Below are 24,505 nucleotides of genomic sequence, written 5' to 3' on the forward strand. Positions count from 1 at the left end.
AAGCTGTTTTTTAGTGAAGCTCGTCCTCATCCACATCAATCACATTGTCATCGTGCAGGATTTTCTGCTGGTTGATCTCGGTCTGGATGACGTTTTTGATCCGGCGTTTTGCGCGGCCCATGTAGTAGGTGGTGACAAGATCGGAAATGCCGCTGTAGACAAGGCAGATACCGATGAAAATGTTTGTGGTTGCAACGGCATCAAACGGATTGGTACAGATGATGATGCCGAGAACGCTGGTTAAAAGAGCCAGCAGGAACTCAAGCCACCATTTTTCCAGCCCTGTTTTTTTGAGGTTGAACGCCTTCTGAATGCTGAGCAGTCCGTTTGCCAGAAGGATGATACCGATGACAACCGGGATGAATGCGATTACAAGGTCACTTTCAAAGATAACGAAGCAGCCGAACAGAATCAGTACCAGGGCAACGAACAGATCGTAGCGGAAGAAAAACGGCTCGCCGCGGCTTGCAATGTAGCGGATCAACGCAACAACGCCGCCAAACAGGAGCAGTGCTCCGGCGATATAACAGATCAGCAAACTCGTTTTTACGGGGTAGACGATCAGCACGATACCTAGTATAATAGAGACAGCGGCTGAAAGCAGGAAACTGTTTTTCACATCCTGAAAAAATTGTTTCATAAGGATTCTCCTTTCCACTTGAATGTGGTTTTTCGTTTGCTTTTATAGTAGCTTTTCAAAGCAGAAAAAGCAATGGACAAATTGAAAAAAATGTACGAAGAAATGGAATCGTGAAACGGAAGAAAGAGAGGGTAAAAAAGATGCAGGACGAACAGAAAAAGTTCCAGGAGAAGCTCTCCGAATTGCTGTCATACGCCAGAGACCATGAAAATAAAGTAACGATGAAAGAAGTCAGAGACTTTTTTGAAGACTTTGCACTGGATGAGCAGAAAGTCACCTTTGTCTGCGAATATCTGACGATGGAGCAGGTCGATGTGGCAGATTATGAGCCGGGCGTCGTGCCGGAGGAGACCGAAAAAGAAAAGAAAAAACCGGAGTTTTCCGAGGAGGAGCTGCGTGCCTTACAGCAGTATCTTGACGAACTGCCGGAGACAGAAACACCGTCGGAGGAAGAAACGGCAGAGCTTTACCGGAAAGCGGCAGAGGGCGATTCCCTTGCAAAGAGCATGCTCGTGCAGCTCTGGCTTCCGAAAGTTATTGAGACCGCAAAAGAAATGCACACCCGCGATTTCTTCCTGATGGATCTGGTGCAGGAGGGAAATGTCGGACTTTTAGTAGCGCTGGAGTCCGTTGTAAAAGCTGAGACGGCGGAGCAGGCGATTGATGCGGCTGTGCGTGAGACGATCAGCGATTTCATGGAAGAACACAGAGTTCAGAAACACAAGGACAATACTGTAGTCAATAAAGTAAACCGCTTAAAAGACGCCATCGAGGAACTCTCCGACGGCGATGACATGGATTTCAGTGTGGCAGAGCTTTCCGCGTATCTTGACATGTCCGTGGAAGAGATTGAGGATATTCTGCGGATTGCAGGCGAAGAGCCGTAACAAAAGGCTGGTATTTGCACAGAAACTGTGTGAATTGGCAATAAAACAAAAGCAAAGGAGAAAAATACAATGGTACATCATATTGTTATGTGGAAATTCAAACCGGAAGTAGAGGATGCAAAGAAACCGGAGCTGAAAAAAGCGATGGCAGAGAACCTGAAAAGCCTGGTCGGCAAAGTGCCGGGACTGTTGACGGTTGACTTTGTAGAAGCACCGCTTGCATCTTCCACCCATGATATGGCACTTGTCACAACACTGGAAAAAGCAGAGGATGTAGCTGTATATGCAAAACATCCGGAGCACGTAAAAGTAGCAGACACCTATGTACGTCCGTACACAACGGAGCGTGCAGCACTCGATTACGAAGAGTAAAAACAAGCACGGACTTTAGCTCGTTGCCCGTTTAAATAAAAAAGTATCCCGCTTCCCCAAAAGGAACGGGATACTTTTTTTGTGCCGAGAAGATCAATTCCTGATCTGGTGAATACGTTTCATTTAAGTGTTTTTCTGTTCTTCCTTCTGCAGTTCGTCAATTGTAAGCAGCAGCTCATCGATGGAAACCTTTTCGTCCTTCGGATTTTCCGTAAATTCTCTGACCAGTTCTTCGTACGTTCTTCTTCTGTGTTCCAGCGCTTTCCGCGACCGCTCCCGCCGGATGCGGCGGACATACCGCAGGCGGAGGACAAAGAGCAGAATCAGAACGAGAAGGACAAACGGCATCGCCAGAAAAACAGGATCTGCCTTCCGGATACGGGCAAAAAGGGATGCACCGGCCGAGGCAAGATGGCGGAACCAGGAAGCGGCATGCACAGTGCCTTTCCAGAACGCTGCGAAATGGGAAGCCACAGATGAGAAGGAAACCGTGGATGATGCCGGTGCTTTGGAAATGGCCGGTTCCGGTGTCTGGGTTATGGCCGGTGTTTCGGTCGGCGTCGCAGTGGCAGTCGGCGTCGGTGTCGCCGTCGGAACCGGTTCAAACGTTACGGCAAGGGTATGATCCTTCTGGATATCGGAAAATGTGTAGCTGTCCGGATATTCCGTCACCGGCAGATACAAGCCGTCCACCGAGAGCTTCGCGAGCCGGAAGCCTTCGTCTGCCGTGTAGGAAACGGTTTTTTCCTCTCCGCTGGAAACTTCCCCGCCCTCGGACACCGAGCCATGCTCCGCCGCGGAAGTGGAAACCGTGAACAGATACGGCACCCGGGTGCGGTAGAACTGCACGTACCGTCCACCATCTGCCTTTGTTACGTTTACAATCGCAATAAATTCCCCAGGATTTGTCTCACAGAGGCCCTCTGGTTCATTGATGGTGATATCGTCGGAAAAGCCAAAATCAACCGTGTCGTCCGCAAGCAGTGTTTTCTGCGAGAGCGAGTATGTCTGGATAAAGTTTCCGATTCCGAGATGCATCGTCAGCGGAAAAAGAAAAAAGAGATCGCCGGAAACACAGAGATCCTGAAAGTTTTCCATGTAAAAATCGAAGGGATACGTGCCCCAGTCATCCATCACCTGAAGTGAGGCATCGAGGAGTTTAAAGCCGTAGCCGCCGTCCGCATCGGTCTGGATCAGATAGCCGCCGGTGGAGGGAAGATAATCAATACCGAGAATATTGTAGCTTGTCGAGAGCTGGATCCGCTCTTTCTGCTCGAGAGTATCCGGGTCGAGGCGGAAGATACATCCGTAATTGGAAGCATCCGGGCTGCTGTAGCCGCTCACGAGGATTTCATGTGTGACGGGATTGTATGCCATACCGTTTGCGTGAGCAAAGTCTGCGTCCCTTACCTGATGCGCGAGGGAATACTGCGTAACGGGATTTCCGTCTGCGTCTGTATCATTTTTATAGTAGGCAGAGACTACGTCCGGCTCTGTCGTCAGATCATTAAAATTTTCGATGCAGATGATATAATCTTCCGTCGCACAGACGGACTGCACCGCGCCGTTGCTGCCGAGAATCGGATATTCCCCGACCAGTTCCCAGGAGGCACCGGTAAACGGCGTACTGGAGGCAAAACCAGCCTGACAGAGTATGGGATGAGCGAGGAAGAGAAAAATACCCAGAAAAAGGGCAAGAAAAAAACGGCCGGATTTCTTGCCAGTGGGAGATTTTATCGAAAAATTTGTAAATGCAAGCCGCATATGATGTGTAGGTCCTTTCTTACAGAAAAAAGGTGAACTTTTTCTGTCATCCTATCTTACCACGGAACCGGCGGAAAGTAAATGAAGGAGGGATGGAGATTTTCTTACATATCGTTTAAGAAAATGTAATAATTTTGTAGTGTTTGCCGATGCAAAGTAGTTGTAAACATTTTGCCGTCTTGGTAAAATAAACATAACAGAATTCAGAAAATTGTGAAGAAAAAGGAAAGGCAGAGAACCGATGATTAGAATCAAAGATATTGCAGACCGCGCAGGGGTCAGCCCGACGACGGTTTCGAATGTAATACACGGAAAGACAGGGCGCGTCTCAAAGGCGACGGTCGAGAAAATCAACCGGATTTTAAAGGAGATGGAGTACGTGCCGAGTATCAGCGCGCGCATGCTGGCGAACAACAGCTCCGGTCTCATTGGTGTGGCGCTTGGTTTCATGAAGAAAGGAAATGCATCTTCCTTTGAGGATCCCTTTGTGTCGGCAATGCTCGGAAATCTGGAGTATCAGATCCGGGAACACGGCTACTATATGATGCTGGTTGCGCGCCATGAGCAGGACGATATTATGCAGCAGGCGCTCGGCTGGAATTTTGACGGCATGATTGCGATGGCTCTGAAGGAAAAGGAGATTGCAGAGCTCTCGGAACGTCTCGGAAAACCGCTGGTAACCATTGATCAGTATCTCCCGCCGGAACTTGGAGTCCGCTCCATTACGATGGATGACCGCGGCGGTGCGTACCAGATGAGTCAGTACCTGATTGGAAAGGGACATAAAAAATTTCTCTTTTTATCCGACTGCGATCTCGGGGTTGACCACTATCGGTGGCTCGGTGTGCGTCAGGCAATGGAGGAGGCGGGAATTGAGGACTTTGAAAGTCGCCATATTGTGATCCCGTGGAATCCAGAGCAGAGGGAGAAGGCATATGAGGAGATGCTTCCGTTCTTCAAAAAACAGACAGCGCTCTTTTTTTCATCGGATTACTATGCACTTGAAGCATCCAACTTTCTGCAGAACAGGGGAATAAAGGTTCCGGAGGAAATTTCAATTGCGGGCTTTGATGATGTTACCTATGCGACACTTGCGCGGCCGAAGCTGACTACCGTGCATCAGATGGTGGATGGAAAAGCACGCCGTGCCGTAGAAGTCCTGATGCACTTGATCCAGGATGAGCCGGTACAAAAAGATATTCCGCCATTGCCGACAACGCTGGTGGAGAGGGAGTCGGTAAGAGATCTGACGAAGTAAATAGTTACCAAATTTACAGAAAAACTCTTGTAGAAACTGCTGGTTTTGCGCAAAACTATTGAAAAATCACCGTGAGGTATGGTAAAATGTGCTTGCAAACGACAGAATTAAAGAACCAGACACGTTCTGGGGATGAAATAAAGGAGGTAAAAAAATGGACAAAAAATGGTGGAAAGAAGCCGTAGTGTATCAGATTTATCCGCGCAGCTTCATGGACAGCAACGGAGACGGTATCGGAGATTTAAATGGTATCACATCCCGTCTGGATTATCTGAAGGATCTTGGCGTGGATGTTATCTGGCTGTCTCCGGTGTACCAGTCACCAAACGATGACAATGGATATGATATCAGCGATTACCGGGCAATCATGCAGGAGTTCGGAACAATGGAGGATTTTGACCGCATGCTTTCGGAGATGCATAAAAGAGGCATCAGGCTGGTCATGGACCTTGTTGTCAATCATACTTCAGATGAACACAAATGGTTCGTGGAGAGCCGCAAATCGAAAGACAATCCATACCGCGATTATTATATCTGGCGTGATGCAAAAGAGGGAAAAGAGCCAAACAACTGGGGAAGCTGCTTCTCCGGTTCCGCATGGAAATACGATCCGCAGACAGAGATGTATTACCTGCATCTGTTCTCAACAAAACAGCCTGATCTGAACTGGGAGAACCCGGCGGTTCGAAAAGAAGTTTTCGATATGATGAACTGGTGGTGTGAAAAAGGCATTGACGGTTTCCGGATGGACGTTATCAGCATGATCTCCAAACCGGAAGGGCTGCCGGACGGAAAAATTCCGGAGGGCGGACTCTACGGTGATTCCGGCTGCGTAAACGGACCGCACGTTCATGAGTATCTGCAGGAGATGAACAGGGAAGTCCTCTCCAAATACGATCTGATGACGGTTGGTGAGTGTGCCGGTGTCACGATCGAGGAGGCAGAAAAATATGCATCCGCAGACGGCAAAGAGCTCAGTATGGTATTCCAGTTCGAGCTGGTAGATCTGGCAAGCGGAACATACGGCAAATGGACGGACAAACGCGTACCGCTCAAAGATTTCAAACGCGTCATGACAGCATGGCAGACGGAGCTTGAGGGCAAGGCATGGAACAGCCTCTTCCTTGGAAACCACGACCAGCCGCGCTGCCTGTCCCGTTTCGGCGATGATTCACCGGAATACCGTGTGGTAAGTGCCAAAATGCTGGCAACCTGCCTTCATATGATGCAGGGTACCCCGTATGTATACCAGGGCGATGAGCTTGGCATGAAGAATGTTCCGTTCCACGATCTGTCCGAGTTCCGCGATATTGAGAGCATCAACGCGTTCCACGAGCTGACCGGTGCCGGAAAAGTAGCGCCGGACGACATGATGCGCTACCTGAACCTGCGCGGAAGAGACAATGCAAGAACTCCGATGCAGTGGGATGATACCGCTTCGGCAGGATTTACCACAGGAACACCGTGGATCAAGGTCGGACCGGATTACGAGACCGTCAATGCCAAGAATGAGATGGCGGATCCGGATTCTGTATACAATTATTACAAGAAACTGATTCATCTCCGGAAAGAGAAGGATATCATGGTTTACGGAACGTACGAGCTGCTCGATCCGGAGGACGAGGCACTGTATGTATATACCAGAACCTTAGGCGACCAGAAACTCCTCGTGATGTGCAATTTTACAAAAGAGGAGCAGGAATACACGGTTCCGGAAACCTTTGCGGGAGCAGAGGTACTGATCAGCAACTATCCGCAGGACGGCGCGGCAGCGGGGGTACGAAAACTGCGCGCGTATGAGGCGGTTGTTCTGGAGACAAAATAAAAAATGCAGAGGAATCTGAGGCAGAACGGACTTTTGTCACAGATTCCCGTTCTCAAAATAGGGCAAGAACTGGTAAGATAAGAAAGGGAAAAACAAAATATGAAACCATATCTGAAATTGGAGACACATCCACTTGCAAATCCCGAGAATGTGATAAAAGGCGATAAATACCGTATCACAGTACTGACAGAGCATCTTCTTCGGCTGGAATACAGTGAGGACGGTGAATTTATCGATGCAGCATCCCAGACGGTTGTAAACCGTGATTTTCCAGCAGTGGAATTTTCCGTCAAAGACACAGGCGATGAGCTGGAGCTGCGCACAAAGTATCTGCAGCTGAATTACAACAAAAAGGCATTCTCTGCAAACGGACTTTCCTGCAAAACAACGGCAGTCGGCATCAGTTCTGTACCGGCATGGCATTACGGAGATCCGACACAGGATCTTGGAGGAACGGCCCGTACGCTTGATCAGGTCAACGGAGCATGCGAACTGGAACCTGGTATCATGTCCTGGTTTGGTTCCGCTGTTCTGGATGATTCGAAGTCGCTTCTGATGACAGAGGACGGTTGGGTGACCCCGAGAAAGAAAGGAGTGCAGGATCTGTACTTCTTCGGCTATGGCTGGAATTTCCGCCTGGCATTAAAGGATTTTTATCACCTTTGCGGCAAAACTCCGATGCTTCCGAGATTTGCACTCGGAAACTGGTGGAGCCGTTACTGGCGTTACAGTGAAGCATCTTATATGAAACTGATGGAAGACTTCGACAAAGAGAACGTTCCATTCTCGGTTGCTGTTATCGATATGGACTGGCACCGTGTAGACGATGTGGATCCGAAATACGGCAGCGGCTGGACCGGCTATAGCTGGAATAAAAAACTCTTCCCGGATCCGGAGCGTTTTCTTGGAAAACTCCATGCACGCGGCATGAAGACAACACTGAATGTCCATCCGGCAGACGGAATTCGTGCGTATGAGGACTGCTATCCGGAAGTAGCAGAAGCTATGGGAGTGGATGCAAAAAAAGAAGAGCCGGTCAATTTTGACATTGCCGATCCGAAATTTGTCGATGTATATTTCGAAAAAGTCCATCATCCGATGGAAAAAGAGGGCGTCGATTTCTGGTGGATTGACTGGCAGCAGGGACAGAGTACCAAGATCGAGGGTCTTGATCCGCTGTGGATGCTGAATCACTATCATTTTCTTGACAGTGGAAGAGACGGAAAACGTCCGATGACCTTCTCCCGCTATGCAGGACCGGGCTCCCACCGCTATCCGGTCGGATTTTCCGGAGACACCCACATCACCTGGGAATCCCTGGATTTCCAGCCATACTTTACCAGCACAGCCTCCAACATCGGCTACGGATGGTGGAGTCATGATATCGGCGGCCATATGCTTGGCTACCGTGACGATGAGCTTGAAGCAAGATGGTATCAGTACGGAGTCTTTTCTCCGATCAACCGTCTGCACAGCTCTAACAGTGCCTTCAGTGGAAAAGAGCCTTGGAACTTCAGTATGGAAGTGCGCAGCACAATGGATGATTTCCTTCGTCTGCGTCATAAACTCGTACCGTATCTGTACACGATGAACTACCGTGCATGGAAAGAAGATACACCGATCGTTGTTCCGATGTATTATGATTACCCGGAGACGGTTTTCTGGGGCAAAAATCAGGCACCGAATCAGTACTTCTTCGGAAGTGAGCTGATGGTAACACCGGTGACAACGAAATGCATTCCGGAGCTGAAGCGTGCCAAGACGAAGGTATGGCTGCCGGAGGGAACCTGGTTTGATTTCTTCAACGGAATGATTTATGAGGGCGGCAGAAGTATGGATCTGTACCGTACGCTGGAGGAAATCCCGGTTCTTGCGAAAGCAGGTGCGATCATCCCGATGACAGAGAAGATCAGTGCGCTGGATGTAGAATCTAACCCGGATGAGCTGACGGTACGCGTTTATGCGGGTGCAGATAATACATTTATTCTGTACGAGGATGACAATACTTCCATGGCGTATGAGAAGAATGACTGTGCAAAAACGCCGATGACGCTCGAATGGGGTGCACGAAAATTTACAATTGCACCGGTTGAGGGCAATCAGAGCCTTGTTCCGGAAAGCAGAACATATTGCGTAGAATTCGGTGGAAGTAGTGCAAAAGAGGCAAAGGTCTTTGTAAACGGCGTGGAAGCGGATGCAGAAGTCAAAGAGAAAGACGGACTTCTTGCTATCGCAGTGGCAGATGTAAAACCACAGGATACCGTGACAATCTGTCTGCCGGAAGATACGGAGATTGCAAAGAACGATGTCATGACACGTGCGATGGATCTGCTGCTGCACGCCGAAATCAGCTACATCACCAAAGAGCAGATCGCAAATCTTCTTCACAAAGCGGACGGAAAGGTAGCAATTCTGGCTGCAGAGTTGCAGAGCATGGAACTTTCAAACGATCTGCGCGGTGCGCTGCTGGAGATCATTACGGCATAAATTGCTGCAGAAAAACACGATTTGATTTACAGAAAAAGAATTCTGTGATACGATACATACAAAGAAAAGGAAGAGAGCGTGGCAGTGGATTCTGTCAGGCTCTCTTCTTGAAATGTGAGACAGGAGGATTTTTAAACGTGGGAAAATACATCATGGCACTTGATGCCGGCACAACGAGCAACCGCTGTATTCTGTTTGATCAGAAAGGACAGATCGTAAGCCTTGCGCAGAAGGAGTTTACCCAGCGTTTCCCGAAACCGGGCTGGGTGGAGCACGATGCCAATGAAATCTGGTCCACGATGCTCGGTGTAGCCGTGGAGGCAATGCAGAAAGCGGGCGCGTCCTACGAGGATATCGCGGCAATCGGCATCACAAACCAGAGAGAGACGACGATCGTCTGGGACAAAAAGACGGGAGAGCCGGTCTACAATGCAATTGTATGGCAGTGCCGCAGAACATCGGAATACTGCGATTCCCTGATGGAGCGCGGACTGGTTGACCGTTTCCGGGAGAAAACAGGTCTTGTGATTGATGCGTATTTTTCAGCCACGAAGCTGAAATGGATTCTAGATGAAGTTCCGGGCGTGCGCGAGCGGGCGGAGCGAGGCGATCTCTATTTCGGAACAGTGGAGACGTGGCTGATCTGGAAGATGACAAAGGGAAAGGTACATGTCACCGATTACACCAACGCGTCCCGTACAATGCTGTTCAATATCCATACACTGAAATGGGATGAGGATATCTTAAAAGAGCTGAACATTCCGCTCTGTATGCTGCCGGAAGTCCGCCCGTCGAGCTGTGTCTACGGGGAGACGGCATCCACATATTTCGGCGGCCCGATTCCGATTGCGGGAGCAGCGGGAGACCAGCAGGCGGCGCTGTTCGGCCAGACCTGCTATGCGCCGGGCGAAGCGAAAAATACATACGGAACAGGCTGCTTCCTGCTGATGAACACGGGAGAAAAGCCGGTTTCTTCGACACACGGTCTTGTTACCACGATTGCATGGGGCATCGGGGACAAGATTACGTATGCGCTCGAGGGATCCATTTTCGTCGGCGGAGCCGCAATCCAGTGGCTGCGCGATGAGATGAAGCTGATCGAGTCCTCGGCGGATTCCGAGTACATGGCGCAGAAGGTGAACGACACGAACGGCTGCTACGTCGTGCCGGCGTTTACCGGCCTTGGCGCACCGTACTGGGATCAGTATGCGAGAGGAACCATTCTCGGCCTGACCCGCGGCGTCAACAAATACCATGTGATCCGCGCAACGCTGGAGTCGATCACGTATCAGGTGGATGATGTCTTAAAAGCGATGGAGGCAGATTCCGGCATGAAGCTCTCTGCGCTGCGTGTGGACGGCGGAGCAAGCGCCAACAACTTCCTGATGCAGTGCCAGGCGGACATCAGCCAGGCGCCGGTGGAGCGGCCGTGCTGCATCGAGACGACCGCAATGGGAGCAGCTTATCTTGCGGGACTCGCCGTCGGCTACTGGCCGGATCAGGAGACGGTAAAACAGAACGGAGCCATTGACCGTACGTTTGAGCCGGAGCTCTCGAAAGAGGAGCGCGATGAGAAGATGAACGGATGGCACAAAGCAGTCCGTTACGCCGAAGGATGGGCAAAATAGAAAAAGATTTTGGAAATGCAGAAAAGGAACGGTTTCGTAATGAAAACCGTTCCTTTTCGCGTACTGTGACTTCTTGTCTACTGACGTTAAAGAATGTCGATATGTTCGCCGTTTAAAGCTTTGTTCATGCTTCGCACGGCACAGAATTTACCGCACATCGAGCAGGTATCTTCCTGTTCCGGCGAGCGGTCGGCGCGGATGGCTTTTGCGGTCTCCGGGTCCAGTGCACAGTCCCACTGTGCTTCCCAGTCGAGCACGCGGCGGGCATCGCCCATCTTGTCGTCAATATCACGCGCATGCGGAACACCTTTGGCGATGTCGGCAGCGTGTGCGGCGATTTTGCTTGCGATGATGCCCTGTTTTACATCATCCAGGTTCGGAAGAGCCAGATGCTCTGCCGGCGTTACGTAGCACAGGAAAGCAGCGCCGTTCATGGCCGCAATCGCGCCTCCGATGGCAGCGGTGATGTGGTCATAGCCCGGTGCAATATCGGTCACAAGAGGGCCGAGGACATAGAACGGAGCGCCCATGCAGATGGTCTGCTGTACTTTCATGTTGGCCGCAATCTGATCCATCGGAACGTGGCCCGGTCCCTCAACCATAACCTGAACGTCTTTTTCCCAGGCACGTTTGGTGAGTTCGCCGAGGCGCACCAGCTCCTCAATTTGGCAGACATCCGTTGCGTCGGCAAGGCAGCCAGGACGGCAGGCGTCGCCGAGAGAAATGGTCACATCGTATTCACGGCAGATATCGAGAATCTCATCGTAATACTCGTAGAACGGATTCTCCTCGCCGGTCATGCACATCCAGGCGAACACGAGGGAGCCGCCGCGGGAAACGATATTCATTTTCCGTTTGTGTTTGCGGATCTGATCGATGGTTTTTCTGGTGATGCCGCAGTGCAGGGTGACGAAATCGACACCGTCCTCGGCATGGAGGCGGATGACGTCAATAAAATCTTTGGCGGTCAGCGTATCCAGGTCTCTCTGGTAATGGATCACACTGTCATATACCGGCACGGTGCCGATCATGGCCGGACATTCGGAGGTCAGTTTCCGCCGGAACGGCTGCGTATTGCCGTGGCTCGACAGGTCCATGATGGCTTCTGCGCCCATATTGACCGCGGAGAGTACCTTCTGCATCTCCACATCGTAATCTTTACAGTCTTTCGAAACACCGAGATTTACATTGATTTTCGTGCGCAGCATCGAGCCGATGCCCTCCGGGTCGATGCAGGTGTGCAGCTTATTGGCCGGAATGGCAACCTTTCCGCTGGCAACGAGCGGCATCAGGTCTTTCACGGCCATATACTCTTTTTCTGCGACTTTTTTCAGCTCCGGTGTTACAATGCCGCGGCGTGCGGCGTCCATCTGTGTTGCGTAATTGCGTTCCATCTGTTGTTCTCCTTTATTTTCAAAATCAGATCCGGTAAGCGTGGTTCAGCGGTCCCGAGCCGTGGCCGAGATCCATCATGCTCGCGAGTGCGCCCGAAATATACTCTTTTGCGGCGGAAATGGCATCCGGAAGGGAAAGCCCCTTTGCGAGCCCCGATGCGATGGCGCTGGAGAGTGTACAGCCGGTGCCGTGTGTGTTCGGATTGTCGATGCGTTTTCCGGTGAACCAGGTAAATGTGCCGTCGTGATATAAAAGATCGTTGGCATCATTGATACTGTGGCCGCCCTTTAACAGAACGGCACAGCCGCAGGAATCCCCGATCTCTTTTGCGGCGCGTTCCATATCGCTTTCCGACTGGATTTTGATGCCGGAGAGAACTTCTCCCTCTGGGATATTCGGTGTGATGACTTCGGCCAGAGGAAAGAGCAGTTTTTTCATCAGGTCAGGCACGCCGCCCGAAGCGAGCGCGGAGCCGCTTGTAGCGACGAGGACCGGGTCCACAACGATGTGTTTGGCCTGGTAGAAGCGAAGCCGTTCGGAGATGACTTCGATCAGTGCCGGGGAGGATACCATACCGATTTTGACGGCGTCCGGGAAGATGTCCGTAAAGACGGCGTCAAGCTGTGCGGCCAGAAACTCCGGTGTTACATCGAAAATACCGGAAACGCCGGTGGTGTTCTGGGCGGTGAGTGCGGTAATTGCCGACATGGCGTAAACTCCGTTTGTGATCATGGTTTTGATGTCTGCCTGAATGCCGGCGCCTCCGCTGGAATCACTTCCCGCGATTGTTAATGCTGTTTTCATGTTTTTCGCGTCCATGAGAATTACTCCTTTGCATTACTTTTCTTTTTGGACAGGCGACAAAGAAAGTGGTGCCCCCAGTCTGCCGCCTGGTGTGAGGATGAATGGTTACGTAAAATTATTTGTTTTCCAGCATGCGCAGAGTCTGTTCTTTCAGATCCTTCGTTGCGGAAACAATGTCTTTCTGTGCAAAAATGGCACTGATGACGGCAATGCCGCAGATGCCGCTGCCGGAAAGCTCCGTCACGTTATCGCGTGTGATGCCGCCGATGGCGATGACAGGGATTTTAACGGCATTGCAGATAGCAGTCAGCGTTTCGTGGCTGACATCCTCCGCATCCGCCTTGGAACCGGTGTGGAAGACTGCGCCGACGCCGAGGTAATCTGCCCCGCGCTGCTCGGCGAGAATGGCCTGTTCCACGGTCTGTGCCGAAACGCCGATGATCTTGTCCGGGCCAAGCTTTGCACGGACATCGCCGGCCTCCATATCGCTCTGGCCGACATGAACGCCGTCCGCATCCATCTTAGCTGCGATTTCCACGTTATCGTTGATGACGAAAGGAACATGGTATGCGGCACAGAGTTTTTTCAGTTCCAGTGCCTCTTCCATAAAGTGATCCTGGTCAAGATTTTTTTCGCGGAGCTGGATAAACGTTGCGCCGCCCTGCAGAGCCTTTTCCACCTGGCTGTACAGTGTCTCGCCGTTCAGCCAGCTGCGGTCTGTCACAGCATATAAAAGCAGGCCTTTTTTATCGCACTTCATACTTTGCACCTTTCTCTAGCATCTCGCCGTCCATGTGGTAGATGGCGTCGATGATGCGGTTCCGGTAGGTGGAGTTGCCGTCTTCCGGTTTCATATGGCTCCAGCCGATCTCGCCGGCAAGTCCCATTGCGCAGACAGCGGCAGCAGCGGCTTTTAACGGCTCGTCCGGGTTGGCAACGAGGTAAGCGGTCATCATGCCGGAGAGCTGGCAGCCTGTTCCGGTGATGCTTCCCATCTCGGCGCGTCCGTTGCGGATCACGTAGCAGGTGTCAGCATCGGCAACGAGGTCGATCGCTCCTGTGATGGCGACAACACAGTTGTGGTCTTTCGCAAAGTTTTTTGCAAAAGCAACGGCGCTGTCGAGGTTTTCGTCTGTTACTTTATCGGCAACGTCTGCGTCAACACCCTTTGTCGTTCCGCTTCCGAGTGCCAGTGTTTTGATTTCGGAAATATTTCCGCGGATGACGGTGAACGGGATTTTTTCCATCAGTCCGACTGCGGTCGAAGTACGTAAGTGGCTTGCGCCTGCGCCGACTGGATCGAGCAGGATTTTGTGGCCGAGCGAAGCTGCTTTTGCACCGGCACGGTACATGCCGTCGATGCTCGTTCTGTGCAGCGTTCCGATGTTGATGTTCAGACCGCCGCAGATGGAGGTGATATCCTCGACATCCTCCGGTTCATCGGACATGATCGGGCTTGCGCCGCATGCCAGCAGAATATTGGCGACATCGTTTACTGTAACGTAATTTGTGATGTTGTGTACGAGAGGGGTTGTTTTTCTGACATTGTCAAGACAAGTGCCTAACATAATTTTTTGTTCCTCCTGTGTGAGTATTTTTGCAGAAGCAAATTCCCTTGTGGTACTGGAAGAACCTGTTGATGATGTGTTCATAGAGATTAAAAAAGCAGATATACGTGGAGGTATATCTGCAGAAAATGTGCATATCGTATCTCCCTACGTTGGCATTACCCAAATCAGGTTCAGGGTCTAGGAGATGCATCCTACTCTCAGCCCGCTTCGCACGCGAGCTCCCCTTTGCTTTCTGCAGACAATTATATACGCATAAAAACAATTGTGCAAGAGAAAAACGGAAGATTTAAAAAAATTTCAGAAAAATAAAAAAGACATGCAAAATATTGGAAATGTAATGTTATTTGGGTTGACAGAGAAAATAATATCAGCGTAAAATGAAGTATAAAATATGCGTGGAAGTCATGGACGTGATGATGCCGCCTCCATTCCGATTTTCGCCATGAGCGCCAACGCCTTTGTTGAAGACCGGCAGGCCGCAAAAGAGGCCGGCATGGACGTGCATATCGCAAAGCCGATTGATGCGGAATTACTGAAAAAGAAAATTGCAGAGTATTGCAGGTGAAAAGAAGTGCCCCTGCCCGGCATCTGATGTGTGCCGGGCAGGGGCTTTTGATGTGCGAATCTTATTTTTCTTCCTCAGGGTACGTATAGCCCCAGGTTCTGCGGAAGGAGGTCATCAGATCCATGACGTCCTTCGTGTAGTCGAGGTGCATGGCAGATGCATCTCCATTGATGGCGCGTTCCATGTCGGCGAGCTCATAGGCGAGTGCATCGGCGTTGTCACCGGCTTTGATGATTTCGGATTCGCCGGTGGAAGCGTCTGTGATTTTTGCTTCCCAGGCACGCGGGTACTCCATGATCTCGATAAATCCGTTCTCACAGGAAACCATGCCGCGTTTCGGCTGTTTGGAGTGGAGAGAGAGCATCACACTTGCCATCTGTCCTTCCTGATTGGTGAGAAGGAGGCCGGCCTGCTCGTCCACACCGGTCGGAGCGGGCTTTACCTGGGAAAGGAGCTGATCCGGCTTAGAGTCGAAGAACCAGCGGAGGAAGGAGAGTGCGTATACGCCGATATCAAGCATCGCGCCGCCTGCGAGATTCCGGTTGAAGAAGCGGTTCTTCATGTTGTACTCTTTGAAACTGCCGAAGTTCATCGTGATCAGATTGACTCTGCCGAGACGGCCGGAGTCGAGAATTTTTTTCAGCTCTTTGTAGATCGGCATATGGTAAATCGTCATTGCCTCTCCGATGATGACACCTTTTTCTTTTGCAAGCGCTATGGCCTCGTCGAGCTCGTCGCTGTTCAGCGTAATCGATTTCTCAACGAGAATGTGTTTTCCATTGGCAATCGCCTCTTTCATAAAGCCAAGATGCGTGTTGTGCGGCGTCGTGATATAAATGACATCGACCTCCGGATCGGTAAACATCTCATGGAAATCATCGTAAACTTTTCCAATTCCATATTTCTCCGCAAAAGCAGCCGCCTTCTCATGGGTCCGGTTGCCGACCGCGTAAATATTCTTTCCGTTTTTCTGCAGTGCGACCGCCATTTCATTTGCAATCACACCGCATCCGAGTACAGCCCATTTGATTTCTTTCATCGTGAGATTCTCCTATCGTATCTATTTTGCCCAGAGCGGTTCTTCGCTTCCGCTGTAGTCAAACCGTCTGTCGTTTTTCTCTTCCAGTGCTTTGATCATATGGTACGTAAATTCATTGTAAGGCGTTGGAATTCCAAGCTCTTTTCCCATGCGGATCAGCGCACCCGAGAACATATCAATTTCCGTATGGCGTCCCGCATCGAGATCCTGGAGCGTCGAGTAGCGCGCCGTCGGCGGAACCGCACTTCCGCGTCCCGAGGAGACATCCGCCTTGCTGATATCAATTCCCTTTGCCTCCGCAATCGCCATCAGTTCTGCGCGGAGTCCGTCGCTGATCGCCTTCATATGCACACTGTCGCGGTAGCAGCCGACCCCGGCACCGAGAATAGCCTGCGGCAGGTTATTGCAGACATTCAGCCGGAATTTGCTCCATATTTCCTCTAAAATACAATCGGTTGCCCGGTAATGCAGCCCTGTGCCGGAGAACAGATCCAGAACAGCCTGCACACGCTCACTGTCGTACGGCGCCGAAACTTCGCCGAAAATGATGCCGAGCGTCGCCTCAGGGTTGAAAACGTAGCCGTCATTCTCTTTATGAGAAGCTACTTTGATAACAGCATGAAGCAGATGCTCCGCACCGACTTTTTCCGCGATGATCTCCTCACTGTCCACGCCGTTCATCAGACTCATGATCACAGTATTCTCGCCGGTAACGGCAGTAATATTGTCAAGAGCCCCCGGCAGTGCGCCGTATTTGAGCGAGACGATCAGAAAATCCACGCCGTGTGCCTCTTCCGGTGTCCATACCTCCGGGTGATAAACCGTATCGTTAATTTTGCATCCTTTGTTTTTCAGACGCTTCGCCCGTTCCCCGGACGCGATAACGCCAAGCCGGATGTCCTTTTTCTCCGAAAGCCCCCAGATTACATAAGACCCAACCGCTCCGGCGCCCAGAACAGCAACTGATTTTATTATCATAATAGCCTCCTTTGTAACTGTTTGAATTACCCTTACTATAACAAATTTTGCGGAGATCCTCAATTTGTTGTTCAAAATAGAAAATTTCGGAAAAGGAAGCCTAAATGTGTTAAGGTACATTGTAGAATGAAAAATATAAAAGAAACGCGCAGATGCGGCAAGAGGAGATGACAGAAACACATTACCACATTTCCAAACCGACGGCCTGCTTCATGCTGGATCTGAATGATCTGAAAATGTACGAAGACAAAATCCGGACGAAAGAAGAACAGAAGGCAAAAGAAAAACAAGAGAAGAAATAAGAAACGAAGGAGAAACGAAATTCGAACATTTCTCCTTCGTTTTTTGCACGCATTTTTACCGGGAAATCATATTCTAAGGTTAGAATGAAAAAACAGGAGAATCTGTTGATGAAAGGAAAATGGCTGACAGGTGCGCTTGTACTGGCAATGGCGGCAGTGACGCTGGCGGGATGCGGGGCAAAAGATGAGACAAAAGAAAAAGTGGAGCAGGTGACATTAAATGAGGTTGCCCACTCCATTTTTTACGCCCCGCAGTACGTGGCAATTGAGGAGGGGTATTTTGCGGACGAGGGCATTGATCTGACGCTGATAACAGGATTTGGTGCAGATAAAGTGCTGACGGCGATGATTTCCGGCGAAGCGGATATCGGGTTTATGGGGGCGGAGGCAACCGTCTACGCGTACCTCGAGGGAACCGCAGACCCAGTTGTGAACTTCGCGCAGCTGACGCAGCGGGCGGGAAACTTTGTTGTGGGAAGAGAGAAAGACAATTCGTTTACCTGGGAGAAATTGAAAAACAAAGAGGTATTAGGGGGAAGAAAAGGCGGTATGCCGGAAATGGTCTTTGAGTATGTTCTGGCGCAGAAAGGGATTGATAAAAAAGACGTAAACATCAACCAGAGCATCGATTTTGGTTCCACAGCTGCCGCGTTCTCCGGCGGGCAGGGGGATTATACGATTGAATTTGAACCGTCCGCGACACTGCTCGAGCAGAAGGGCGACGGCTATGTCGTGGCATCGGTCGGAACGGAATCCGGGTATGTGCCGTATACGTCGTACAGCGTCAAACAGAGTTATCTGAAAACGCACGGCGCAACCGTAGAAAAATTCACGAAGGCACTGCAGAAGGGAATGGACTTCGTGCAGACGCACACACCGGAGGAGATTGCAGAAGTGATTGCGCCGCAGTTTGCAGAAACCGAGCTGGAAACCATCACCGCGATCGTGCGCCGCTACTATGAGCAGGATACGTGGAAAGAAAATCTGATCTTTGAGGAAGAAAGTTTTGATCTTCTGCAGGAGATTCTGGAGCAGGCGGGAGAGCTGGAGAAAAAGGCACCGTACAAGACACTCGTGACAACAAAATACGCCGAAGAGGCCGCCGCCAAAGGCTGATTCCGGCGGAATAGAAAAGCGAAAAAAGACAGAAAAAGACACTTTTCGACATTCGTCGACAAACAGCGACATTTCATTCGAAAAAAATAAAGAAAATTGCAAAAGAAAAGAAGAAAAATAGAGAAAAAGTATTGCAAAAAAGTAAATTTTGTTGCATACTATGGATGTCGCATATATTTTTTACAACACAGGCATACGGAGGCGAACAGACATGAAAGTAGGTTTTATCGGCGGCGGCAACATGGCGAGTGCCATGATTGGCGGAATGATCCAAAAAGGAGTTGTATCTGCAGATGACATTCTGGTATCGGTCCGCACGGAGAAAAGTGTGGAACGCTTGACCAACCAGTTTGGAGTCCAGGCGACTACGGAGAACGAAGCGGTCGTAGCCGGATCCGATCTTGTATTCCTGGCAGTAAAGCCAAACCAAATAAAAAATATAATAAACCTCGTCAAAAACTTCATCTCACCCGAGAAGATTATCGTATCGATTCTTCCCGGTAAGTCTTTACAATGGCTGGGTACAGAAATCGGAAAACCAACAAAGTTAATTCGCACCATGCCAAACACACCAGCACTCGTCGGAGAAGGAATGACCGGCGTCTGTGCCAATGATCTCGTGACGGAGGAAGAGCTGCAGCTCGTTTTAACCCTCCTGAAAAGCTTTGGCCGCGCAGAAGTTGTTCCGGAGTATCTGATGGATACCGTCACAGGTGTCAGCGGAAGCTCGCCGGCGTACGTATTTCTTTTCCTGGAGGCTCTTGCAGATGCGGCAGTAGCCGAAGGAATGCCGAGAAAACAGGCATATGAATTTGCTGCACAGTCTGTCCTTGGAAGCGCCAAAATGCTTCTCGAGACAGGAATGCACCCGGGAGAATTAAAAGACATGGTCTGCTCGCCAGGCGGAACCACCATCGAAGCGGTTGCCGTACTGGAGCGGGAGAAGCTGAGAAGTGCTGTTATTGATGCAACACGAGCCTGCATCCGGAAATCAAAGGGAGTGGATTAGAAGGAGCAGCACCGCCGCTTTGACAGAATGACGCTAATGTGAAAGCAGCAAAAATAAAGAATGTATGCACAAAAAACAAACCAAAACAAGCAAAAAGCAAGCACAAAAAAGAGTAAAAAAACAAACGAGCGGAAAAATCCCGGCAGCCGTGGAAAAGGCACCGGGATTTTTTCTGGTAATTTATAGTTTTTTTCCTTTACTGAGCGTACTGTTGTGATAATCGGAAGAATAGGTTACATCCTTTCCAAACCATACCGGAGGAACAAAGGCGTTTGCGGATGCTTCGTCCGGAAACTCCACCTCTGCGAGGTAAAGGCCTTCATACGGCGCATCAAAGACATCGAGCTCGATCGTCAGATCCGTTCCGGTAAGCGGCAGCAGATAGCGTGTTTTTGAGATAAGAACGCCGTCTGCCTTTTCCCGCAGATGCAGGTAGGATTCCTTTGTGAGCGGAAGATTATACTCTTCACGCACCATCAGCCCTTTTGACTTGTAGGTCAGATAATATTCGTCGTCAGAGCGGCGGATGCGGACAACCGGTTCGGTGGAAAGATAGCCCTGCTCGATTTTTTTACATGGATAGCTTGTAAGATTTTCCGGAAGCTGATCCAGAAGGTATTTGCGTTCGATTTCCATAAAAGAGACTCCTTCTCGTGATTGCATCACTGCTTTTTTCAAGAGTTTACCATGCTTTTCCCGTGATGTTAAGCGAAATCCGGCTTTTTGCGAAAAAAAGTCCTGAAATTTTTATGAAATGCAAGCATTCTGCGGAAAAATGTGGTATAATAGCGGCGGTTTGTTACAAAGAAAAGCAGAGAATATCACGTGACAAAACACACGAGACTGATCATACAACACAGGAGGACAAAACCATGGCAAAGATTTATGTATTTCTGGCAGACGGATGTGAAGAGATTGAGGCACTGACCCCGGTGGATCTGCTGCGCAGAGCCGGAGAAGACGTATGCACCGTTTCTATTATGGGAAGAAAAGAAGTAACAGGATCCCACAAAATCACCATTCTTGCAGATGAAACCATCGAAGAGGGAGAGTTTGATGACGGAGACATGCTGGTACTTCCGGGCGGAATGCCGGGTACATTAAATCTGGCCGGAAACGAGACGCTCGCAGCGCTGATCCGTTCCTATGACGATCAGGAAAAGAAACTGGCAGCCATCTGCGCAGCGCCGAGCATCCTTGGTGTGATGGGCATCTTAAAAGATAAAAACGCTGTCTGCTTCCCGGGATTTGAAGAAAAGCTGGCAGGCGCAAACGTACTCGATGTACCGGCAGTCACCGACAAAAATGTGACCACCGGCCGCGGCATGGGAGCAGCCACTGACTTCGCACTGGAGCTGATCCGTGTTCTGCAGGGAGAGGACAAAGCAAAAGAAATGGCGGAAAAAATCGTATTTCATTGCTAAAAAAAAGCCTAAAAACCACAGAAATATAAAAAAATCACTGGCGTTTTTGAAAAGAGTATGCTATACTCGATAAATGACTGTAGAATGGAGAGGTGTGCAGGTTTTCTGCCGCTTTTCAGATAAATCAAGGAGGAAATTGATAAAATGAGTGTACAGGTCGAAAATTTAGAAAAGAATATGGCCAAACTTACCATTGAGGTTCCGGCTGAAGAATTAGAGAAAGCACTGGAGAAAGCTTACCAGAAACAGAAAAAGAACATCAGCGTTCCGGGCTTCCGTAAAGGAAAAGTTCCGAGAGCTATGGTAGAAAAAATGTATGGCCCGGCAGTATTCTATGAGGATGCTGTAAACAGCCTTGTTCCGGAAGAGTATTCCAAAGCAGCAGAAGAGAGCAAACTGGACATCGTATCCCGTCCGGAGATCAACGTAGAGCAGATCGAAAAAGGCAAAGCTTTCATCTTTACCGCAACTGTAGCAGTAAAACCGGAAGTTACCCTTGGCGAGTACAAAGGTCTGGAAGTAGCAAAAGCTGACACAACCGTTACAGATGAAGAAGTAGAAGCTGAGCTGAAAAAAGAGCAGGAGAAAAATGCAAGAACCATCAATGTAGAGGATCGTCCGGCAGCAGACGGAGATACCGTTACACTTGACTTCGAAGGTTCTGTAGACGGCGTTCCGTTCGACGGCGGCGCTGGAAAAGATTATCCGCTGACCCTTGGCTCCCATTCCTTCATTCCGGGATTCGAAGAGCAGCTCGTTGGCGCAGCTCTGGAAGAGGAGAAGGAAGTAAACGTTACTTTCCCAGAGGATTATCAGGCAGAAGAGCTTGCTGGAAAAGCAGCAGTATTCAAATGCACCATCCACAAAATCGAAGCAAAAGAGCTTCCGGCACTTGATGACGACTTCGCAAAAGACGTTTCCGAGTTCGATACTCTGGATGAGTACAAAAAAGAAATCAAAGACAACCTGACCAAGAAAAAAGAAGAGCAGGCTAAGACAGAAAAAGAGAACGCTGTCGTAGATAAAGCAGTAGAGAACGCAACAATGGAGATTCCGGAAGCTATGATCGATACGCAGGTAGAGAACATGGTTGACGATTTCGCAAGAAGAATCCAGTCCCAGGGTCTGTCCATGGAGCAGTACATGCAGTTTACAGGCGCTACCGTTGATTCCTTAAAAGAGCAGATGAAACCGCAGGCTGTTAAGAGAATCGAGAGCAGACTGGTACTTGAGAAAGTTGCAGAAGCAGAGAACATCCAGATCAGCGATGAGAAGCTGGACGAAGAGCTGGCTAAAATGGCTGAAATGTACAAAATGGAGCTGGATAAATTCAAAGAGCTCGTTGGCGAATATGAGAAAGAGCAGATGAAGAAAGATCTCGCTGTTCAGGAAGCAGTAACTCTCATGGCCGACAGCGCAAAAGAGGCGTAAGACCTCGGAAAGAGAGGCAATTGAATGAGTTTTGTACCTTATGTCATCGAGCAGACAAGCAGGGGAGAGAGAAGTTACGATATTTATTCAAGACTGCTGAACGACCGTATTATTTTTCTGGGAGAGGAAGTCACTGACGTATCGGCAAACCTGATCGTTGCACAGCTTCTGTTCCTGGAGTCTGAAGATCCGGGAAAAGATATCCACATGTATATCAACAGCCCGGGAGGTTCTGTAAGCGCAGGACTTGCTATCTATGATACGATGCAGTACATCAAATGTGATGTATCCACGATCTGTATCGGTATGGCTGCCAGCATGGGAGCATTCCTTCTTGCCGGCGGTACCAAAGGAAAGAGAATGGCTCTGCCAAACTCTGAAATCATGATTCATCAGCCATCCGGTGGTGCACAGGGTCAGGCAACCGAGATCAAAATCGTTGCAGAACAGATTCTGAAAACCAAACGGAAATTAAATGAAATTCTGGCGGCAAATACAGGAAAACCGCTGGAACAGATTGAGATCGATACCGAGCGTGACAACTACATGTCCGCAGAGGAAGCAAAAGCATACGGTCTGATTGATAATGTAATTACGAACCGATAAGAGAGGAAAGGTGTCCAAAAGCGTAGTTCCGGCAATGAGGCTTTTGTGGCACCTTTTGCCTTATCCGGCGATAAGGTTTAGTTGTAATATGTTGAAAGGAAGAAAACGATGGCTATAAAAGGGAATGATACCAAGATCCGCTGCTCTTTCTGCGGAAAGACAGAAGACCAGGTACGCAAGCTGATCGCAGGCCCGGACGGGGCATACATCTGTGATGACTGCGTGGCAATCTGCTCGGAGATCATTCAGGAAGAATTTGAGGATCTGTACGGCGAGCAGGATACCGACGAGATCAACCTGATCAAACCAAAGGAAATCAAAGCATTTCTGGATGACTACGTAATCGGACAGGATGAGGCGAAAAAAGTGCTCTCCGTTGCTGTTTACAACCATTACAAACGAGTGCTTTCCGGTGCATCCTCCGACATCGAACTGCAGAAGAGCAACATTCTGATGCTCGGACCGACCGGTTCCGGAAAAACGTATCTGGCACAGACACTGGCCAAACTGATCAACGTTCCGTTTGCAATTGCAGACGCAACGGCGCTCACCGAGGCAGGTTATGTCGGCGAGGACGTAGAAAACATTCTGCTCCGCCTCATTCAGGCAGCAGACTATGATATCGAGCGCGCTGAGCACGGCATCATCTACATCGATGAGATCGATAAAATCACAAGAAAATCCGAAAACGCTTCGATCACACGAGATGTTTCCGGCGAGGGTGTACAGCAGGCACTGCTGAAAATCCTGGAGGGAACTGTAGCTTCCGTTCCGCCGCAGGGCGGAAGAAAGCATCCGCATCAGGAGTTTATTCAGATTGATACGACGAATATCCTCTTTATCTGCGGCGGTGCATTCGAAGGACTCGAGAAGATCATCGAGACGAGACAGGATACGAAATCCATCGGATTCAACAATCCGATCGGCCATGCAAAAGATGAGAATGTCGGAGATCTGCTCCGTCAGGTCATGCCGCAGGATCTGACCAAGTTCGGCCTGATTCCGGAGTTTGTCGGACGTGTGCCGATTGTCGTTACGTTAAATTCTCTGGATGAGACGGCCCTGATGAAGATTCTGGTTGAGCCGAAGAATTCTCTGGTCAAACAGTACAAGAAGCTGTTTGAGCTGGACGGCGTACAGCTTGACTTCAAAGAAGATGCACTCGAAGCGATTGCAAAGAAATCCCTGGAGCGGAAAACAGGCGCCAGAGGTCTCCGCGCAATCATGGAAGATACGATGATGGATCTGATGTATGAGATCCCGTCGGACAATACGACAAAAGAATGCGTCATCACCAAGGACGCTGTAGAAAAGAAGGCGGAGCCGGAGATTATTCACGGCGAACCGGCCCCTGTTCCACGGCGGAATATGGGAAGAAGATCCGGAAGACCGGAAACCGCCTGA

At 49.8% G+C, this 24,505-nt stretch carries 23 protein-coding genes and 1 riboswitch; of the genes, 14 read left to right on the forward strand and 9 right to left on the reverse strand.

Annotated elements, in window-relative coordinates; translation table 11 throughout:
- Nucleotides 1–10 precede the first annotated feature (10 nt).
- On the reverse strand, nucleotides 11–640 hold the full coding sequence (locus DW743_RS01660) for an HdeD family acid-resistance protein (RefSeq protein ID WP_022462612.1): 630 nt from the start codon (nucleotides 638–640) through the stop codon (nucleotides 11–13).
- Nucleotides 641–780: 140 nt separating this feature from the next.
- Between DW743_RS01660 and DW743_RS01665 the strand changes: the two genes are divergently transcribed.
- Nucleotides 781–1,527, forward strand: a complete 747-nt coding sequence (locus DW743_RS01665; RefSeq protein ID WP_147342020.1) for an RNA polymerase sigma factor region1.1 domain-containing protein — start codon at nucleotides 781–783, stop codon at nucleotides 1,525–1,527.
- Nucleotides 1,528–1,596: 69 nt separating this feature from the next.
- Nucleotides 1,597–1,899 carry a Dabb family protein gene (locus DW743_RS01670; protein WP_022462610.1) on the forward strand — a complete coding sequence of 101 codons (303 nt, stop codon included), beginning with the start codon at nucleotides 1,597–1,599 and terminating at the stop codon, nucleotides 1,897–1,899.
- Between the two features lie 123 nt (nucleotides 1,900–2,022).
- Here DW743_RS01670 and DW743_RS01675 read toward each other — a convergent pair whose 3' ends face one another.
- Nucleotides 2,023–3,663: an InlB B-repeat-containing protein gene (locus DW743_RS01675; protein ID WP_117760480.1), complete on the reverse strand. Its 1,641-nt coding sequence runs from the start codon at nucleotides 3,661–3,663 to the stop codon at nucleotides 2,023–2,025.
- Between the two features lie 241 nt (nucleotides 3,664–3,904).
- Here DW743_RS01675 and DW743_RS01680 point away from each other — a divergent pair, with 241 nt between their 5' ends.
- The 4 genes from DW743_RS01680 to glpK all read left to right on the forward strand — a co-directional run bounded on the left by DW743_RS01680 (nucleotide 3,905) and on the right by glpK (nucleotide 10,861).
- Nucleotides 3,905–4,921, forward strand: coding sequence for a LacI family DNA-binding transcriptional regulator (locus tag DW743_RS01680; protein WP_022462608.1), 1,017 nt, complete (start codon nucleotides 3,905–3,907; stop codon nucleotides 4,919–4,921).
- Nucleotides 4,922–5,075: 154 nt separating this feature from the next.
- Nucleotides 5,076–6,746 carry a glycoside hydrolase family 13 protein gene (locus tag DW743_RS01685; protein ID WP_117760479.1) on the forward strand — a complete coding sequence of 557 codons (1,671 nt, stop codon included), beginning with the start codon at nucleotides 5,076–5,078 and terminating at the stop codon, nucleotides 6,744–6,746.
- 99 nt (nucleotides 6,747–6,845) lie between these two features.
- On the forward strand, nucleotides 6,846–9,233 hold the full coding sequence (locus tag DW743_RS01690; protein ID WP_117760478.1) for a glycoside hydrolase family 31 protein: 2,388 nt from the start codon (nucleotides 6,846–6,848) through the stop codon (nucleotides 9,231–9,233).
- 137 nt (nucleotides 9,234–9,370) lie between these two features.
- Nucleotides 9,371–10,861, forward strand: a complete 1,491-nt coding sequence (gene glpK / locus DW743_RS01695) for a glycerol kinase GlpK (RefSeq protein WP_055219824.1) — start codon at nucleotides 9,371–9,373, stop codon at nucleotides 10,859–10,861.
- A gap of 86 nt (nucleotides 10,862–10,947) precedes the next feature.
- Here glpK and thiC read toward each other — a convergent pair whose 3' ends face one another.
- The 4 genes from thiC to thiM form a co-directional block, all read right to left on the reverse strand.
- Entirely contained in the window at nucleotides 10,948–12,255 is a 1,308-nt protein-coding gene (gene thiC, locus DW743_RS01700) for a phosphomethylpyrimidine synthase ThiC (RefSeq protein ID WP_117760477.1), read from the reverse strand.
- 25 nt (nucleotides 12,256–12,280) lie between these two features.
- Nucleotides 12,281–13,060, reverse strand: coding sequence for a bifunctional hydroxymethylpyrimidine kinase/phosphomethylpyrimidine kinase (gene thiD / locus DW743_RS01705; protein WP_117760596.1), 780 nt, complete (start codon nucleotides 13,058–13,060; stop codon nucleotides 12,281–12,283).
- 115 nt (nucleotides 13,061–13,175) lie between these two features.
- Nucleotides 13,176–13,820 carry a thiamine phosphate synthase gene (gene thiE, locus DW743_RS01710; RefSeq protein WP_055226936.1) on the reverse strand — a complete coding sequence of 215 codons (645 nt, stop codon included), beginning with the start codon at nucleotides 13,818–13,820 and terminating at the stop codon, nucleotides 13,176–13,178.
- Nucleotides 13,807–14,628, reverse strand: coding sequence for a hydroxyethylthiazole kinase (thiM, locus tag DW743_RS01715; protein WP_117760476.1), 822 nt, complete (start codon nucleotides 14,626–14,628; stop codon nucleotides 13,807–13,809). Before thiM ends, thiE begins: the two co-directional genes overlap by 14 nt.
- Before the next feature lie 126 nt (nucleotides 14,629–14,754).
- Nucleotides 14,755–14,866, reverse strand: a riboswitch (TPP riboswitch).
- 156 nt (nucleotides 14,867–15,022) lie between these two features.
- On the opposite strand from thiM, the gene DW743_RS01720 reads away from it, so the two are divergent.
- On the forward strand, nucleotides 15,023–15,196 hold the full coding sequence (locus DW743_RS01720; RefSeq protein WP_117760475.1) for a response regulator: 174 nt from the start codon (nucleotides 15,023–15,025) through the stop codon (nucleotides 15,194–15,196).
- A 61-nt stretch (nucleotides 15,197–15,257) separates the two neighbouring features.
- On the opposite strand, the gene DW743_RS01725 is transcribed toward DW743_RS01720, so the two are convergent.
- Nucleotides 15,258–16,235: a Gfo/Idh/MocA family protein gene (locus DW743_RS01725; RefSeq protein ID WP_055219831.1), complete on the reverse strand. Its 978-nt coding sequence runs from the start codon at nucleotides 16,233–16,235 to the stop codon at nucleotides 15,258–15,260.
- A gap of 21 nt (nucleotides 16,236–16,256) precedes the next feature.
- Nucleotides 16,257–17,213: a ketopantoate reductase family protein gene (locus tag DW743_RS01730; protein ID WP_117760474.1), complete on the reverse strand. Its 957-nt coding sequence runs from the start codon at nucleotides 17,211–17,213 to the stop codon at nucleotides 16,257–16,259.
- Nucleotides 17,214–17,365: 152 nt separating this feature from the next.
- Between DW743_RS01730 and DW743_RS18195 the strand changes: the two genes are divergently transcribed.
- The 3 genes from DW743_RS18195 (at nucleotide 17,366) to proC (ending at nucleotide 19,640) form a co-directional block, all read left to right on the forward strand.
- Nucleotides 17,366–17,515: a hypothetical protein gene (locus DW743_RS18195; protein WP_158568534.1), complete on the forward strand. Its 150-nt coding sequence runs from the start codon at nucleotides 17,366–17,368 to the stop codon at nucleotides 17,513–17,515.
- Nucleotides 17,516–17,623: 108 nt separating this feature from the next.
- Complete coding sequence (locus tag DW743_RS01735) at nucleotides 17,624–18,631, forward strand: ABC transporter substrate-binding protein (RefSeq protein ID WP_117760473.1); 1,008 nt, start codon at nucleotides 17,624–17,626, stop codon at nucleotides 18,629–18,631.
- Between the two features lie 211 nt (nucleotides 18,632–18,842).
- The gene (gene proC, locus DW743_RS01740) at nucleotides 18,843–19,640 is read left to right on the forward strand and encodes a pyrroline-5-carboxylate reductase (RefSeq protein ID WP_117760472.1); all 798 of its coding nucleotides are present in this window, start codon (nucleotides 18,843–18,845) and stop codon (nucleotides 19,638–19,640) included.
- A 180-nt stretch (nucleotides 19,641–19,820) separates the two neighbouring features.
- Here the strand turns inward: proC and DW743_RS01745 are convergent, their stop codons facing one another.
- Nucleotides 19,821–20,276 (reverse strand): CYTH domain-containing protein, encoded by a 456-nt coding sequence (locus tag DW743_RS01745; RefSeq protein WP_022461346.1) that lies wholly within the window; start codon nucleotides 20,274–20,276, stop codon nucleotides 19,821–19,823.
- A 236-nt stretch (nucleotides 20,277–20,512) separates the two neighbouring features.
- On the opposite strand from DW743_RS01745, the gene DW743_RS01750 reads away from it, so the two are divergent.
- The 4 genes from DW743_RS01750 (at nucleotide 20,513) to clpX (ending at nucleotide 24,505) form a co-directional block, all read left to right on the forward strand.
- Nucleotides 20,513–21,064 (forward strand): DJ-1 family glyoxalase III, encoded by a 552-nt coding sequence (locus tag DW743_RS01750; protein ID WP_117760595.1) that lies wholly within the window; start codon nucleotides 20,513–20,515, stop codon nucleotides 21,062–21,064.
- Between the two features lie 144 nt (nucleotides 21,065–21,208).
- Nucleotides 21,209–22,495, forward strand: a complete 1,287-nt coding sequence (tig, locus tag DW743_RS01755) for a trigger factor (RefSeq protein ID WP_022461348.1) — start codon at nucleotides 21,209–21,211, stop codon at nucleotides 22,493–22,495.
- 24 nt (nucleotides 22,496–22,519) lie between these two features.
- Entirely contained in the window at nucleotides 22,520–23,101 is a 582-nt protein-coding gene (gene clpP / locus DW743_RS01760; protein ID WP_022461349.1) for an ATP-dependent Clp endopeptidase proteolytic subunit ClpP, read from the forward strand.
- A gap of 108 nt (nucleotides 23,102–23,209) precedes the next feature.
- Nucleotides 23,210–24,505 (forward strand): ATP-dependent Clp protease ATP-binding subunit ClpX, encoded by a 1,296-nt coding sequence (gene clpX / locus DW743_RS01765; RefSeq protein WP_117509624.1) that lies wholly within the window; start codon nucleotides 23,210–23,212, stop codon nucleotides 24,503–24,505.

This window comes from Blautia sp. AM28-27, from assembly GCF_003480905.1.
Lineage (GTDB): Bacteria > Bacillota > Clostridia > Lachnospirales > Lachnospiraceae > Fusicatenibacter > Fusicatenibacter saccharivorans.

Bases quoted from the DNA above. Each gene is read 5' to 3' on its own strand.
- DW743_RS01660 (WP_022462612.1), bottom strand. From the start codon at position 640: ATGAAACAATTTTTTCAGGATGTGAAAAACAGTTTCCTGCTTTCAGCC.
- DW743_RS01665 (WP_147342020.1), top strand. From the start codon at position 781: ATGCAGGACGAACAGAAAAAGTTCCAGGAGAAGCTCTCCGAATTGCTG.
- DW743_RS01670 (WP_022462610.1), top strand. From the start codon at position 1,597: ATGGTACATCATATTGTTATGTGGAAATTCAAACCGGAAGTAGAGGAT.
- DW743_RS01675 (WP_117760480.1), bottom strand. From the start codon at position 3,663: ATGCGGCTTGCATTTACAAATTTTTCGATAAAATCTCCCACTGGCAAG.
- DW743_RS01680 (WP_022462608.1), top strand. From the start codon at position 3,905: ATGATTAGAATCAAAGATATTGCAGACCGCGCAGGGGTCAGCCCGACG.
- DW743_RS01685 (WP_117760479.1), top strand. From the start codon at position 5,076: ATGGACAAAAAATGGTGGAAAGAAGCCGTAGTGTATCAGATTTATCCG.
- DW743_RS01690 (WP_117760478.1), top strand. From the start codon at position 6,846: ATGAAACCATATCTGAAATTGGAGACACATCCACTTGCAAATCCCGAG.
- thiC (WP_117760477.1), bottom strand. From the start codon at position 12,255: ATGGAACGCAATTACGCAACACAGATGGACGCCGCACGCCGCGGCATT.
- thiD (WP_117760596.1), bottom strand. From the start codon at position 13,060: ATGAAAACAGCATTAACAATCGCGGGAAGTGATTCCAGCGGAGGCGCC.
- thiE (WP_055226936.1), bottom strand. From the start codon at position 13,820: ATGAAGTGCGATAAAAAAGGCCTGCTTTTATATGCTGTGACAGACCGC.
- thiM (WP_117760476.1), bottom strand. From the start codon at position 14,628: ATGTTAGGCACTTGTCTTGACAATGTCAGAAAAACAACCCCTCTCGTA.
- DW743_RS01720 (WP_117760475.1), top strand. From the start codon at position 15,023: ATGCGTGGAAGTCATGGACGTGATGATGCCGCCTCCATTCCGATTTTC.
- DW743_RS01725 (WP_055219831.1), bottom strand. From the start codon at position 16,235: ATGAAAGAAATCAAATGGGCTGTACTCGGATGCGGTGTGATTGCAAAT.
- DW743_RS01730 (WP_117760474.1), bottom strand. From the start codon at position 17,213: ATGATAATAAAATCAGTTGCTGTTCTGGGCGCCGGAGCGGTTGGGTCT.
- DW743_RS18195 (WP_158568534.1), top strand. From the start codon at position 17,366: ATGCGGCAAGAGGAGATGACAGAAACACATTACCACATTTCCAAACCG.
- DW743_RS01735 (WP_117760473.1), top strand. From the start codon at position 17,624: ATGAAAGGAAAATGGCTGACAGGTGCGCTTGTACTGGCAATGGCGGCA.
- proC (WP_117760472.1), top strand. From the start codon at position 18,843: ATGAAAGTAGGTTTTATCGGCGGCGGCAACATGGCGAGTGCCATGATT.
- DW743_RS01745 (WP_022461346.1), bottom strand. From the start codon at position 20,276: ATGGAAATCGAACGCAAATACCTTCTGGATCAGCTTCCGGAAAATCTT.
- DW743_RS01750 (WP_117760595.1), top strand. From the start codon at position 20,513: ATGGCAAAGATTTATGTATTTCTGGCAGACGGATGTGAAGAGATTGAG.
- tig (WP_022461348.1), top strand. From the start codon at position 21,209: ATGAGTGTACAGGTCGAAAATTTAGAAAAGAATATGGCCAAACTTACC.
- clpP (WP_022461349.1), top strand. From the start codon at position 22,520: ATGAGTTTTGTACCTTATGTCATCGAGCAGACAAGCAGGGGAGAGAGA.
- clpX (WP_117509624.1), top strand. From the start codon at position 23,210: ATGGCTATAAAAGGGAATGATACCAAGATCCGCTGCTCTTTCTGCGGA.